This window comes from Sorangium sp. So ce1153 (genome assembly GCF_051521595.1).
Taxonomy (GTDB): Bacteria; Myxococcota_A; Polyangia; order Polyangiales; family Polyangiaceae; genus Sorangium.
Genome location: NZ_CP150361.1, coordinates 12278469 through 12291650 on the forward strand (window position 1 = coordinate 12278469; position 13182 = coordinate 12291650).

Consider the following 13182-nt stretch of genomic DNA (forward strand, 5'->3'; position numbering starts at 1 on the left):
CGCCGCTCAGAGGATGTCCGCCATGTGGGCAATTGCCGCCGTCACTGCACGCGCGCTCGATTCGTGGGCTCGCGCACCGCGGCAGCGCGGCGCAGCGCGCGGTCAGCGCGGCGTCATGTAGAACGTGCTGAGGCACATCTCGTCGTTCGTGCCCTCGCCCCAGACCACATCCCTCGGGACCCGCGGCTGTCCATCGATGAACGGCTGGTTCTCGGGGGTGTTGTCCCAGTGGCACTCGAGCGACAGCCTGTCGCCGGGGTTGAGCACCTTGGGCTCGACGAACTTGTAGCTTCCTTGCCAGTGAAAATTCCAGCGCGGGATGTCGACAACGCACTCCGAGCTGCCGTCCGCGCGCTCGATCTCGAGGCGCGCGCGGCGGCCGAGCGTGTGCATGTGGAGGCCCGCGATGTGGATCTCGATCGGCTCGCCGCCCGCGAGGGCCCGGGCGGGCTCGGCCCCCCAGCGGTGGACGACGTCGCCCTCGAACGCGGGGATCATCATGGAGTCGCCGCTGAGCCAGGCCGGGTTCGTCCAGGGCTGCACCGCGCCCTCGCGCTCGACCGAGCTCTCCAGCATCAGGTCGATCGCCGACCGATCCGGCAGCTTGCCCGCCGCCAGCGTGTTGTAGTGGACCTGCACGATGAGCTGGGAGCCCGGCTCGATCCGGATGCCCGTCCCCGGCGGGAAGCCCGTGTCCCCCGCGCCAGGGACCCAGGCGCCCAGCCAGCGCGGCCTGATCCCCGGGCCTCCGAAGCACGAATAGCCGGGGCCCGGGTCCGACGCGTCGAGCGCCTCGACGTCGGCGAGCTGCTCGGGCGCCGCCGCGTAGGCGATCACGTGGTGGACGACGCGCTCCGCGCCGGGCCTGATCCCGAAGCCGGTGACGTAGCGGGTGCTCTCCTCCGGCCAGTCGATCACGAAGCAGCGGTAGTCGTCGGGCTCCTCCTGCGGGGTGTACTCGACGGGCATCTCGAGGGTCAGGTCGACCCGCGCGAGCTCGCTGATCTTCAGCGGCTCGAGCGGCGGGCCCTCCTCGGCCGGGTCGCCCGCGGCCGCGCCGCCGTCGGCCCACGCGGCGATCGTCTGGATCTGCTGCTCCGACAGGGAGCGATCGCCCACGTACTCGGCGCAGGCGCTGTCGGCCGGCCAGGGGGGCATCGTCCGGTCGACGACGGCCCGCTTGATGTGCGGGGCCCAGGCCGCCGCGGCGTCGTGGGCCTCGAGAGAGAAAGGCGCGATGCCGGTGCCGCTGTGGCACCCGGTACACCGCGCGTCGAAGATGGGCTTGACGTCCCGGTAATACGTCACGGCGTCGGCCTGGCCGCCGCTCGACGCGGCGCCAGCGCCGGCGCCTTCATCGCCGCCGCACGCGGTGATGAACGCGCCGAGCGCGACGCCCAGCCATGCCCACGAGCCCGTGTCGACCGCACACCTCGCCATGAAACACCTGCCTTGTGTCAGCGCCGGTCGTGATACCCGCCGCCCGCCGGCTCGCGCCGGAGGAAGAACGCGATGACGCCGGCGAGCTCGTCGCGCGCGGCCACGAGGAGCACCGTGGCGCCCCCCGCGACGATGGATGAGCCGCGCGGCGCCTCGACCCGGCCATCCGGGCGGTAGACGCCGGCGAAGACGCACGACGCCGGGAAGCCGGCGCTGCCCGCGATGACGCTCACGGAGCGGCCCGCGACCACCGAGTCGACGGGGACGTCGAGCTCGAACGCCACCGACTCGCCGGTGCCGAGCACCATCGCGTGGCGGACGCCCGGGTGCTCGATGGCGGTGGCCATCGCGCCGATGAAGACGTCGATCTCGGAGAGGATCCGGTGCACGCCCGCGCGGACGTACACGCCGCGGTAGTCGGAGTCGCGCATGCGCACCATCACGCGCTTGGCGCCCGCGGCCTGGGCGAGGAGCGCGACGGCGAGGTTGTCGGCGTCGCGGCGGAGCATGGCCACGACCACGTCGGCGCGCCCCACCTCGGCCTCCTTGAGGAGCCCGGCGTCGGTCGCGTCCCCGACGAGCGAGATCAGGCCGTGGCGCTCGAAGGCGCTGTTGGCGATCGACTCGTCGCGGTCGACGATGGTCACGTCGTGTCCCGTCCTCGCGAGGTGGACGGCGACGCTCAGCCCGGCGCGCCCGGCGCCCGCGATGAGCACGCGCATGTCAGCTTCCTCCTTCGTGATCGTGCGCGGTGGGGAGCTCCACCATCGCCCGGTCGAGCTCGTTGGCGTGGGCGTTGGCGGTGTCGGCGGCGATGAGGCCGCGCCTCGCCGCGTCGAGCACGGCCGCCTTCTGCGCCGTGAGGAGGGCGAGATCCGTGAGGTGGTCGCGGACCACCTCGCCCTGCGGGGTCTGGAGCGCCGCCTCGGCGTGGATGACCCGCCGCTGGAAGGCGGCGCGGCGCTCGGCGTGCTCCTTGCGGGACAGGAGGCCGGCGGCGAGCAGGTCGTCGAGCTCCGCCTGGCCGCGCCGCGCGGCGATGAGCGTCGCCTTGGCGGCGTCGAGCGCGGCGTCGGCGCTCGGGGTCGCGACCCGCAGGAACTTGAGCAGCCGCGCGAACGGCAGCGCCTGCGCGACGAGCGTGACGAAGGTCACGCCGAAGACGATGGTGATCAGGCGGTCGCGGAACGGCAGGTCGCTCGGGAGGCTGAGGACGGCGGCCATCGAGAGCGCGCCCTTGATGTTGCCGACCAGCATCACGTGCTGCCACCGGAGGGGCACGACCTCGCCCGTGAGGGCCCGGAGCACGCCGAAGCAGCCGTAGACGGCCACGGCCCTGCCCGCGTGCAGGGCGATGAGGGCGAGGCCGATGGAGGCGGCCTCGCGCACGAGCATCTCCGCCTGGATCTGCATGCCGACGAGCAGGAAGAGGAGCACGTTGAGGCCGAAGCCGCTCGTCTCCCAGAAGCCCTGGAGCGCGAGCACGCGGGAGGGCTCGAGGACGCGGCGCGCGGCCTTGCCGACGATCACGCCGACGACCACGACGGCGATGACCGGCGAGGCGTGGAGCCGCTCGGTGAGCAGGGCCGTGGCGAACACGAGCACGATGGACGCGAGGATCGCGGTCAGGTGGTCCGGCGTGCGGCGGAGGAAGGCGGCGCCGACGGCGCCGAACGCGCCGCCGAGGGCGGCGCCGCCGATCATGGCCAGCGCGAGGGAGCGGAAGGTGTCGGCGGCGTCGAAGGTGCCGCTCGCGACGACGCGCGACGCGAGCACCACGAGCACGAGCGCGGTGCCGTCGTTGAAGAGGCTCTCGCCTTCCATGATGGCGGCGAGCCGGTGCGGGACGCGGACGCTGCGGAAGGCGAGCAGCACGCTCACGGTGTCGGTGATCGAGAGCAGCGCGCCGAGGAGGAGCGCCGCGGCGAACGGCAGGTCGAGCACGAGGGTCGCCACCGCGGCGGTGCCGAGCAGGGAGATGAGCACCCCCGGCACGGCGAGCGCGAGGATGGGCCGGCTGGCGCCCTTCAGGCTGTCGGCGTCGGCGAACAGGGCGCCCTCGAAGACGAGCACCGGGAGAAAGGCGATGAGGATGACCTCCGGGTCCATCGGCGCGTTCGGGAGCACGTCGACGACGACAAGGAGCAGCCCCACGAGCACGAGGGCGACGTTGTAGGGAATGGCGACGCGCTTGGCGCCGATGGCGACGGCGGAGCCGACGGCCAGGACGAGGAGCAGGCTCTCGAGCCGCTCCCTCATGAGGCGCCTCGCAGCGGCGGCGGCGTGTGGACGATGGAGAACAGCCCGCGCGGCGGGCGCGTCGCGATGTCCACGGGGGTCTCGAGGGAGCTCACCGTGGATCCTGCGGTACCTGATCGCCTCGGGATCCGCAAGACGCGAGCGGCGCTCGAGGCGCGGCCGAGCGGGCGGCGCGCTGGCGCAGGCGGAGGTGCGGTATCGCGAGGTGACATGCGCCGACATCAGCGATGCTGTCGTGGCCTCCGCGCGACGCGGTCCGGGCACCTGGGGCAGCGGCGCGACACGCTCGCTGCGGTGCGCGTCAGCGCTCGGTCAGGGCGTCGTCGCGCGTGGGCGAGGTGATGACCCGCTCGGTCCACTCCACATCTCCTGGCGCCGAGCGCGGCGCCCCGACTCCACATCTCCTGGCGCCGAGCCCGCCGCCTCAGCTCCACGTCTCCGAGCGTCGCGGGTTGCGGGTCTCGATGGCCTCGGCGTGTCCCCTCAGCCCGCGGGCCGCGGGGAGGTTGCCGTGCGTCTCGAAGATGTCCGCGAGCGCGAGCCCGAGGATGACGATCTGCTGCGGCTTCTCCAGCGCCCCGACCGCCGGGGCCAGCGAGCCGAGCAGCTCGAAGGCCCGCCGCCACGCCTTCGCGGCGGCGTCCGGCATGTCGGCGTTGAGCGCCGCGTGCCCGGCGCAGCGGTGCATGTCCGCCGCGAACTCGCGGCTGCCGCGGCGGTCCGCGAGCTCTCCGGCGCGGGAATACGCCTCCGACGCGTCCAGGAAGCGGCGCTGCTTGCTGTGGAGGCTGCCGAGCGACGCGTAGGCCTCGGGCACGACGGCCAGCAGGTCGCGCCGCTCGGCCTCCTTCAGCGCCGCGACGAACACCCGGTGCCCCTCGTCGACCACGCCCGCGCCGATCAGCGAGCGCGCGCGCTGCATGGCGACGTGGATCCCCTCCTCGACCAGCCCGCGGCCCGCCAGCATCTCCTCGGCCTGCTGCTGGAGCTGCGCAGCCTCGGAGTGCCGTCCCGCCTGAAAACACCTGTCTGCCTCGTGCAGGAGGCGCCGCAGGGGGAGGAGCTCCGGAGCGCGGAGCGGCGAGGCGGCCGCGATGCGCATTTCCAGATCAGCTGGAAGGCGCTGTCCGCGCGCCGATAGATCGGTGAGAAGGCGGTCGAGCTCGACGAGGGCGGCGCTGTCGGCCTCCGGCCACAGGACGCGGGAGGCGCCCTCGCCCACGCGCGCCAAGAGGTCGCCGACGCTCGAGTGGACCGCATCCACGAGGACCCAGCGCGCGGGCGCGAGCTCGGCGCGCTGGGTGAGCCAGAGGAGGTCGCGCGCGTAAGCGGGCGGGTCGTCGATGTGCTGTGGCGCGAGCACGAGGACAGGTCCCGAGTCCGGCGCGCGGGCGGCGAGGTGCGCCGCGAGGGCGCGCGCGAACGCGCTCAGCGGCTCGCGCATCCGACCGGGCTCGGGCGTCTCGGGCGAAGCCTCCGTCGCGGCGCCCGTCGCGACCTCCATCGCGGCCTCCGTCGCAGACCGCGCGCCGAGCTCGCGCGCCAGCGATCGCTCGCGCGCTGCCCAGCCCCGGCTCGGCCCGTACACAGGATCTGCCAGGACCCACACCGCGCGGGGCGACGGCCCTGCCTCGCCCAGCGCCCGCAGCAGCGCGAGCGTGTGACCGTGCACGTGCGCCGGAACCACGGCGTGCAGCAGGCGGGCTCGCTCGCCCGTGAAGATGGCGCTGAGCGCGCTGGCGATGTCGTGGATCATGTCTCGCGTTACCCGGGCGGATTCTTGCTCCGATCTGCACCGGGGCCAAGCGAATGCGCCCGTGTCACGGCGCGCGACCTGGCGGCCGCCCGTGGGCGGCCATTCCGCGGCGCGCGAGCAGGCACCGTTGTGCGTCGCAGGACGCCACGGTCGAGGCGATATGTCTCAGCCCGGGCGATCCCTGCGCCGGGGCAAGACGTCGAGCAGGACGCGCGAGCTCATGGTCGCGCTTGGCCCGGGCGTTGCTGAATGCTGAATGCTGAACGAGAGGGGCTGAAGCAAAGCGCTGAACACATTGGAAGAACATTGAACAAGCCCGGGGGTGGACGCCGCCGGGAGCCATGGAACGTGGAGGAGAGGTTACCGTGAAAACAGTGTATCTGACGCTGGTCCTGGGCGCCCTGGCCGTCGGCTGTGGTGGCAGCAAGCCTGAGCCGCAGGGGCCGGCCGAGAAGGCAGGCGAGGCCGTGGACGACGCCGCGACCGACGTCAAGGACGAGGCGAAGGACGCGGCCGAGGAGACGGGCGACGCAGCCGAGAAGGCGGGGGACAAGGTCGAGGAGAAGACGGACTGACGCGCCGATCGCGCTGGCCCCCGGCTGGCGCGCCCGCAGCGCATCTGAATCGCTCAGGTTGACCGAGCGTGGGGTCGAGCCGTTCCGCTCGCCCCCACGCTCGGCGCGCCTTGCAGAGAGCTGGCCGGAGGGTCTGCGCGCGAGGCGCTCCGCGGTCGGCAATGAAAACCAGAGACCCCGGCCGTGCCAAGGCGCGGCTCGCACGTTGGAGGCAGAACGATGAAAGCGACCTCATTGCTCGAGAAGCAGCATCGCAAGGTGGAGTCCCTCTTCAAGCAGATCGAGAGCGGCAAGTCGGAGCCGGCGCCCCTGCTCGCGGAGCTCGCCAACGAGCTCGTCGCGCACATGGCGATCGAGCAGGAGAGCTTCTATCCCGCCGTGCGGCAGATCAAGGAGGACCTGATCCTCGAGAGCTACGAGGAGCACGCCATCGCCGAGCTCGCGCTGAAGCGGCTGCTCGCGACCGATCCGGAGGACATCTCCTTCAAGGCGCGCGTGACCACGCTGAAGGAGCTCATCCAGCACCACGTCGAGGAGGAGGAAGAAGAGCTCTTCCCCAAGGTCGAGGAGGCCGTCGACGAGAAGCGGCTCACCGAGCTCGGCAAGGAGCTGAAGGCGGAGTTCGAGCAGCGGCTGGCCGAGGGCTACGAGGCGCTCCTCCCCGCGGGCTACAAGAAGACGTCCGCGGACAAGACGAGCCACGCGAAGCACGCGAACGGCGCGAACCTGGGCTGACGAGGGCCCGAGCGCGAGCGAGCGGCAGCACGCACGACGGGCTCGAGCCACGGAGGCGAGGAGGGCGCGGAGACAGCGATCTCTGGCCCCCCGCGCCCCCGTGGCTTTCATTTTTTGATGAGCAGGGCGCGCGACGCGCCGCCGGGAGCGCGCCGGCCTGGGTACGCGAGCGGCGGCTGGGCGGTCGACCATGGAAGAAGCAATCGGCTGGATCAGCTCGGGCATCCTCGTCCTGACGGTCGGCAAGCAGGTCTACAAGCAGTGGAAGACCAGGACGAGCGAGGGCGTCTCGAAATGGCTCTTCATCGGCCAGCTGGCCGCCTCGATCGGGTTCGTCGTCTATAGCTGGCTGGTCGAGAACTGGGTCTTCGTGGCGACGAACTCCCTCATGGTCGCGAACGCCCTCGCCGGCGCGCTGATCGTCTATCTCCAGCGGAGGCGCGGGGCGCCGCGCGCCGAGGAGGGGGACGGGGCGAAGGCGCGGCGGGCCTCCAGGCTCCACGGGCCGCTCCCCCGCGGCGTCATGGCCGCAGGTCGAGCCCGCGGCGTGCGGCCGCTCGCTTCCTCGATCCGGTCGCGCGGCGGCGGCAAGCTGCGCAGGGCGCTGGAGACGGCGTCGTCCTCGTAGCGCCGCAAGGGCGCGCCGCGCGTGGTGGGGGCATTTGCCCAGAGAGATGTCACATGAAGGCGGGAAGGCGGGAAGGCGGGAAGATCATTGATGATTTTCTTCCCCCCTTCCCGCCTTCATGTTCAAATGACCCCACCACCGCGCCGCGGGCCCGGGGCACGGGGTTCCGCACGGCAGGTGCGTCGCGGGACGAAGAGAGAGCCAGACGCCAAGGACGCCGAGGGTGCCAAGGACGCCGAGAGAGGATTTTTACCCTTCGAGCGCGCTCGAAGGCCCGCAGCGCACCGTCCCGCTCGAGTGAAAATCGAAGTCGGCGGGCGCAACTCTGTGCGACACACGCACTTCTCCGCGCACAGGGACGCTTCAAGTCCACAGACTGCGCCACAACCGATCATGCATTCAAAAATTCAGCAGGATCGGTAGATGTTGAGCACGAGTCCAAAGCCCCATAGACTCGGCTCATGCTTAACCCCTGGACTCACCGAGTTGCCATCGCGCTCGCCGCGACGTGGTTCACCCCTGCGCTGTCAGGCTGCATTGGCGAGCTGGGTGACGCGCCGATCGAGAGCGAAGCCAGCGGGCCGTCGAGCGGCGCTGGCGTCGGGAGCGGCACGGGCGCGCCGGGAAGTGGACCGAGCACCGGCAGCGGCAGCTCGACCACCGCGGGCTCCGGGGGCAGCGATGGCTCCGGCGGCCCACCCGTCGGGGGCAGCGGCGGCACGACCACCGCGGGCTCCGGCGGCAGCGACGGCGCGACCACCGCGGGCGCCGGCGGCAGCGACGGCGCGACCACCGCGGGCGCCGGCGGCAGCGACGGCGCGACCACCGCGGGCTCCGGCGGCTCGCCTGCTGGCGGCACCGGCGGCGCCGGCGGCGACGATGGCCCCGGCACCGGTGGCAGCAGCGGCACCGGCGGCCCGACGGGCGCGGCGCAGCTGTGCGTGGACACGATCAACCAGCACCGCGCCACGCTCGGCCTGGCGCCCCTGGCGCGCTGGACCGAGGCGGAGTCGTGCTCCGACGAAGAGTCCGAGTCCGACGGGAACACCAACACGGCGCACGGCGCGTTCGGCGCCTGCGACGAGCGAGCGCAGAACGAATGTCCCGGCTGGCCTGGACCGCCGGAATCCATGATCGGCTCTTGCCTTCAGCTGATGTGGGACGAGGGGCCCGGCGAGGATTTCAACAAGCACGGCCACTACATCAACATGAGCAGCACCTCGTTCACGAAGGTGGCTTGCGGGTTCCACACCTTCCCGGATGGCAGCGTCTGGGCAGTGCAGAACTTCCGCTGATCGCCGCGGCGACGGCTCACGGGCCGTCGGGTCCACGAAGCTCCCCATCCAGGGCGGTCTCCGCGCCTTCTCCCTCGCGCCGGGGCGCCGCCCGCTCGTCGAGCTTTCCGGTGAGCCGCACGCAGGTCGCGCGGTGCACCCACACGTCGAACGCCTCCATCATGCGCCGCTCGACCGCCGCGCCCTCGAGCAACCCGAGCGCGCGCGCGACGGCCTCCAGCGTCGACAGGGCGCCCTCGTGCGGGGCGCGCCGCAGGCCATAGCGGCTCGGCGCGCCCTCCGGCAGGGTGACGGGCTCGGCGCCGCGCGCGTCGGGGTCGCGGTGGAAGGCCCGGCGCGCCTGGTTCCAGTTGCCGTCGGGGACGAGCAGCACCACCGGCTCGCCGCGCGCGTCGTCGGGCGAGAGGGCGCGCGCCCCGGGTGACGGAAAGAGCATCAGCCGGCGCCCCTCGGGCAGCGGCGAGCGCGGCTGCGGCGCGACCTCGCCGCGGACGCGCACCTCCGCGCCCTCGAGCAGGCGGGCGACGAGCCGACCCGTGTTGGTGCTCCGGGTGCGCTCGATCCGGTGGGTGAGCAGCACGACCCGCGTGCGCACGGACAGCCGGGGCAGCGCGCCGCACAGGCACATCTCCTGCGGCAAGCCGCAGCCCCGGCAGCGCGGCGTCCCTCGCGCGCGGATCGGGGGCAGATCGGGAGGTTGCAGCGGGACGAAGGTCATCAGGTGAGCGCGGTGCGATCCCCCCACAGGCCCAGGCGCTCTCGGTCGCTGGCCCGGGTGGGGCCCGTCCGTAGCACGAGCCCGGGCGGTGTCGACGTCAGCGTCCGCGCGGACGCGGCGAAACAGCGCTTCGACCCGGCGCCCAGGAACCTCGAGGGAGCCCCGATGTCCTGACTCCAATGCTTCCCGATCTGGCCCTGGTTTGCCGTCGAGCCGCCGCGCTCGGGATCCTCGCCCTGAGCGCCGGGTGTCACGTGACGCCCGCGGCCTCGCCGGCCGCGGCGTCGGCGCTCCCCCTGAAGAAGCTGCGGCTCTACGAGACCGGCGTCGGATACTTCGAGCGCAGCGGAAATATCTCCTCGAGCAGCGATTCCTTGCCTGTCCCCGCCTCCCACGTCGACGACGCGCTCAAGACGTTGATCGTGCTCTCGGACGGGAAAGCGCGCGTGACTGGCATCGAGTTCGACAGCGTGCTGAGCGGTGGTCTCAGCCGCTCGCTCGCCGCCCTGCCGTCCGATGCGGACACGCCGGTGACGTACCGGGACGTGCTGGAGAGCCTGCGCGGCATCGAGGTCGAGGTCACGGCCGGCGACGAGACGTGGATCGGTCAGCTCGCCGAGGTGACGGAGGCGCCCCCGATGTTCCTCTCGCCGCCGGCCGCCCCGGCTGCGGCCGCCGGAGACGGCGGGAGCTCGGCCGCGGAGAAGGCCGCCCCCGCGGAGCGCGGCCCCGTCGCGCCGGATACCCAGGGGGACCTCCACCTCACGCTGATCCAGCGGGGCGGCGCGGTCCGGCGGCTCCGCGCCTCGCGCGTCGACCAGGTGCGCCCGGTCGACCCGGCGGTCGCCGATCGCCTCGGCGCCGCCGTGGGCGCGCTGTCGGGGCGCGCGGCGCAGCTCCGCCGCAGCCTGCGCGTGCTGGCGCAGAGCGCGGCGCCGGTGCGCCTCGGCTACATCGCCGAGACGCCGGTGTGGCGCTCGACGTACCGGCTGCTGCTCGACGGCGGGCGCGCGCGGCTGCAGGGCTGGGCGCTCCTGCACAACGACACCGACGAGCCCTGGGCGGGCGTCAGCGTGGAGCTCGTCAACGGCCGGCCGGACTCGTTCCTGTTCCCGCTGAGCGCCCCGCGCTACGCGCGGCGAGAGCTCGCCCACCCGGCCGAGAGCCTCTCGACCGTCCCGCAGCTCGCCGACAGGACCCCTGACCAGCTCTGGGGCGACAACGCCGACGGGTCGATCACCGGCATGGGCTTCGGCAGCGGCGAAGGGCGCATGGAAGGTAGCCATGTCGTGCGGCCGCCGCAGTTCCGCGACGGGACGACGACCCGCGGCGGGAGCACCGAGGAGAGCGACGCCCTCAGCATCGGCAACCTCGCGGAGCTCGCGCAGGCGGCCGGCGTCGAGAACGGCGCGCTGTTCACGTACCGGCTGGCCGGGGGGCTCCACCTGCGGGCCCACGGCTCGGCGCTCGTGCCCTTCACGCAGCAGGACGTCGAGGCGCAGCGTCTCACGTGGTTCGAGGGCGACGAGGAGCGGGGCCGCAGCGGCGCGCGCCTCGCGAACACCACCGCGCAGACGCTGCCCTCGGGGCCCGTCGCCGTCTACGAGGCGAGCGGCTTCGCCGGCGAGACCGGGCTGCCGCGCCTCAAGCCGAGGGAGCGCGCGTTCCTGCTGTTCGGCCTCGATCTCGACGTCGAGCTCCGGACGGCGAGCGAGCAGCCCGAGGAAGTCACGCAGCGGATCGCCTTCCAGAGCGGGTACCTCACGGAGCACTTCGTCCGCAAGCACCGGCGCAGGTACGCGGTCAAGAACCGCGGCGGCCAGGAGCGGCGCGTCTACGTGGCGCTCGACATCGTGAAGAACGCCAGCGTCCGGGGCTTCGACGCGGTGGACTTCGACGTGGCGAGCGATCGGCCGCTCGGCGTGCTGCGGGTCGCGCCGAGGAGCAAGCTGGAGCGCGAGGTGACCATCGACGAGGCGCTCCTGCACGCGTTCGACGTGCGCTCGCTCTCGGCGCGCGCGCTGCGGGAGAAGTCGGACATCGCCGCGCTGTCCGCCGCGGAGCGCGCGACGCTTGGCGCCGCGGCGAAGCTGTTCGACGAGGTGGAGAAGGCCGACCGGGAGACGGCGACCGAGAAGTCGACGATCGGCCGGCTCGAGAAGGATCTCGGGCGGCTGCGCGATCACCTCGAGGCGCTCGGCGACAAGAGCGGCTCGCCGGCCGGCGCGAACCCGCTCGTCGTGCGCATCCTCGCGCTGGAGGACGAGCTCTCCGGCGCCCAGCGCCGCGTCGAGCAGCTCGAGGCGCAGCGCGAGGCGCGCCTCGAGGCCGTGAAGGGCGAGCTCGAGCGGCTCCGTTGACGGAGATCGCCGTGCGCCCACGGAAGCGCATGCCGCTGGAGGACCTTCCAGGCGAGGTCGGGGCGAGCTCGGGCTCACGCAGGGTCGCGGCGTCCGGGAAGAGGCCGCCGCGGCCGGCGACCGCAACCCTCATGGCGAACTCGAGCGCCGGTCGCCGTCGAGGTCGAACACGGGGACGGGTGCTCCGCGGGGCAAGAGCTCCGGGTAGCAGCCCGCGAGCGCAGCCGGAATCGGCGCTCCCATCTCCCGTCGTAGATAGCAGCAAGCCGATCAGCGCGACGGGTTTCGGGTGTAGGACCAAGGGGTCCTGGCGCAACGCGACCCGATGTTGCCTCGGTGCTCGGGGTAGTAGACGTGGCGGGTGGCTGACCGCAGGGTCGGGGCGAGATCGTCGTTGCTGCCGCTCCGGAAAGCCCGGTAGGAGCCTGCTGTCACAGCGGCGCAGTCATGGCACGGCATCGGGTACTGGACCGGGTCCCAGTCCAGCGTCCATTCCCACGCGTTCCCGCCCAGGTCGGACTGCCCCCACCTCCCGTCGCCTTTCGGGGACCTCGTTCCGACGTTCTGGAGTCTGCAGGTGCCGCCGCAGTAGACCGCGTAGCTGTCATCGATGGTCGTGGAGGTCGCTGGCTTCGACCACGGATAGTACCTGTGCTCGCTGCCGCCGGAGGCCGCGTAGTTCCACTCCGCCTCTGTCGCCAGCCGTCCCCCGTCCCACGCACAGAACGCGAACGCCATGTACCAGTCCAGGCAGTTGACCGGCTTGGTCTCGTTGCTCCCCGCCGCGTCCGTCCAGCTCTGATGGACAAAGCAAGCCAGGGCGCTCTTCAGCGCAGCCGTGTTCGGGGGCAACCTGGTGTTCCACGCTGGGTCCCAGCCAGAGCCTGGGATCTTCGGATGTGCGCCCGTGCCATCCCCAGGCGGGCTGGCCTGCGTGCCCATGCCTGCGTTCACGAACGCCCGGAACCGACCCACGGTGATCTCGTACCTGTCGAGGTAGAAGTCGCTCACCGTCGCCGGGTAGCTCCGGTCCAGATAGTCCACGCCGTCGTAGCTTCGAGCGAAAGTTCCGCCGGGGACCAGCAAGCTCTTGCAGCAGTCCTCGTTCGCCGACGGCCCGCAGGCCGCCGGCAGCCCGGCGCAGCTTGGCGCCGTTCCAGCCCAGGCGCCCGCGTGGCCGCTGCTCCGGTCGTCCGCGATCGTCTCGCCCGCCGCGGTCCCTTCATCGTTTCCGCAGGTGCAACCTGCCGAGAGGAACGGCAACAAAGCCGCCACAGCCGTCGCCCCGACGCAGCGCATGGTGCGCAAGTGCCTCATCATCAACCTCTCCGCCGCCGGGCTTCGCCGCCAGGGCGCGCGCCCTCCGCATGGCGCGCGCCCGTCGACATCGCAGCCCGGTTCCGCTGGGTCTGTGCC

Annotated in this window: 11 protein-coding genes; 5 read left to right on the top strand and 6 right to left on the bottom strand. The window is 72.5% G+C overall.

The genetic code is table 11. The features are described from left to right. Positions 1–102: 102 nt before the first annotated feature. From WME85_RS44690 to WME85_RS44705, 4 genes are all read right to left on the bottom strand, one after another. The gene (locus WME85_RS44690; RefSeq protein WP_437830345.1) at positions 103–1440 is read right to left on the bottom strand and encodes a monooxygenase; all 1338 of its coding nucleotides are present in this window, start codon (positions 1438–1440) and stop codon (positions 103–105) included. 17 nt (positions 1441–1457) lie between these two features. Then, positions 1458–2162: a potassium channel family protein gene (locus tag WME85_RS44695; protein ID WP_437830347.1), complete on the bottom strand. Its 705-nt coding sequence runs from the start codon at positions 2160–2162 to the stop codon at positions 1458–1460. Position 2163: 1 nt separating this feature from the next. Then, the gene (locus tag WME85_RS44700; RefSeq protein ID WP_437830348.1) at positions 2164–3699 is read right to left on the bottom strand and encodes a cation:proton antiporter; all 1536 of its coding nucleotides are present in this window, start codon (positions 3697–3699) and stop codon (positions 2164–2166) included. A 424-nt stretch (positions 3700–4123) separates the two neighbouring features. Further along, on the bottom strand, positions 4124–5455 hold the full coding sequence (locus tag WME85_RS44705) for a hypothetical protein (protein ID WP_437830349.1): 1332 nt from the start codon (positions 5453–5455) through the stop codon (positions 4124–4126). 365 nt (positions 5456–5820) lie between these two features. On the opposite strand from WME85_RS44705, the gene WME85_RS44710 reads away from it, so the two are divergent. The 4 genes from WME85_RS44710 (at position 5821) to WME85_RS44725 (ending at position 8688) form a co-directional block, all read left to right on the top strand. Continuing rightward, the gene (locus WME85_RS44710) at positions 5821–6030 is read left to right on the top strand and encodes a hypothetical protein (protein WP_437305179.1); all 210 of its coding nucleotides are present in this window, start codon (positions 5821–5823) and stop codon (positions 6028–6030) included. Between the two features lie 219 nt (positions 6031–6249). Continuing rightward, a complete protein-coding gene (locus tag WME85_RS44715; RefSeq protein ID WP_437830350.1) occupies positions 6250–6765 on the top strand; it encodes a hemerythrin domain-containing protein in 516 nt (171 codons plus the stop codon). A 190-nt stretch (positions 6766–6955) separates the two neighbouring features. Further along, positions 6956–7393 carry a hypothetical protein gene (locus WME85_RS44720; protein WP_437830352.1) on the top strand — a complete coding sequence of 146 codons (438 nt, stop codon included), beginning with the start codon at positions 6956–6958 and terminating at the stop codon, positions 7391–7393. Between the two features lie 461 nt (positions 7394–7854). Continuing rightward, positions 7855–8688, top strand: a complete 834-nt coding sequence (locus tag WME85_RS44725) for a CAP domain-containing protein (protein WP_437830353.1) — start codon at positions 7855–7857, stop codon at positions 8686–8688. Between the two features lie 16 nt (positions 8689–8704). Here the strand turns inward: WME85_RS44725 and WME85_RS44730 are convergent, their stop codons facing one another. Beyond that, positions 8705–9406: a tRNA-uridine aminocarboxypropyltransferase gene (locus WME85_RS44730; RefSeq protein WP_437830354.1), complete on the bottom strand. Its 702-nt coding sequence runs from the start codon at positions 9404–9406 to the stop codon at positions 8705–8707. A gap of 179 nt (positions 9407–9585) precedes the next feature. Here WME85_RS44730 and WME85_RS44735 point away from each other — a divergent pair, with 179 nt between their 5' ends. Continuing rightward, entirely contained in the window at positions 9586–11766 is a 2181-nt protein-coding gene (locus WME85_RS44735) for a hypothetical protein (RefSeq protein WP_437830355.1), read from the top strand. Positions 11767–12036: 270 nt separating this feature from the next. On the opposite strand, the gene WME85_RS44740 is transcribed toward WME85_RS44735, so the two are convergent. After that, the gene (locus WME85_RS44740; protein ID WP_437842542.1) at positions 12037–13065 is read right to left on the bottom strand and encodes a formylglycine-generating enzyme family protein; all 1029 of its coding nucleotides are present in this window, start codon (positions 13063–13065) and stop codon (positions 12037–12039) included. Positions 13066–13182: the final 117 nt, after the last annotated feature.

Bases quoted from the DNA above. Each gene is read 5' to 3' on its own strand.
- WME85_RS44715 (WP_437830350.1), top strand. From the start codon at position 6,250: ATGAAAGCGACCTCATTGCTCGAGAAGCAGCATCGCAAGGTGGAGTCC.
- WME85_RS44720 (WP_437830352.1), top strand. From the start codon at position 6,956: ATGGAAGAAGCAATCGGCTGGATCAGCTCGGGCATCCTCGTCCTGACG.
- WME85_RS44740 (WP_437842542.1), bottom strand. From the start codon at position 13,065: ATGCGCTGCGTCGGGGCGACGGCTGTGGCGGCTTTGTTGCCGTTCCTC.
- WME85_RS44700 (WP_437830348.1), bottom strand. From the start codon at position 3,699: ATGAGGGAGCGGCTCGAGAGCCTGCTCCTCGTCCTGGCCGTCGGCTCC.
- WME85_RS44705 (WP_437830349.1), bottom strand. From the start codon at position 5,455: ATGATCCACGACATCGCCAGCGCGCTCAGCGCCATCTTCACGGGCGAG.
- WME85_RS44730 (WP_437830354.1), bottom strand. From the start codon at position 9,406: ATGACCTTCGTCCCGCTGCAACCTCCCGATCTGCCCCCGATCCGCGCG.
- WME85_RS44695 (WP_437830347.1), bottom strand. From the start codon at position 2,162: ATGCGCGTGCTCATCGCGGGCGCCGGGCGCGCCGGGCTGAGCGTCGCC.
- WME85_RS44725 (WP_437830353.1), top strand. From the start codon at position 7,855: ATGCTTAACCCCTGGACTCACCGAGTTGCCATCGCGCTCGCCGCGACG.
- WME85_RS44735 (WP_437830355.1), top strand. From the start codon at position 9,586: ATGCTTCCCGATCTGGCCCTGGTTTGCCGTCGAGCCGCCGCGCTCGGG.
- WME85_RS44690 (WP_437830345.1), bottom strand. From the start codon at position 1,440: ATGGCGAGGTGTGCGGTCGACACGGGCTCGTGGGCATGGCTGGGCGTC.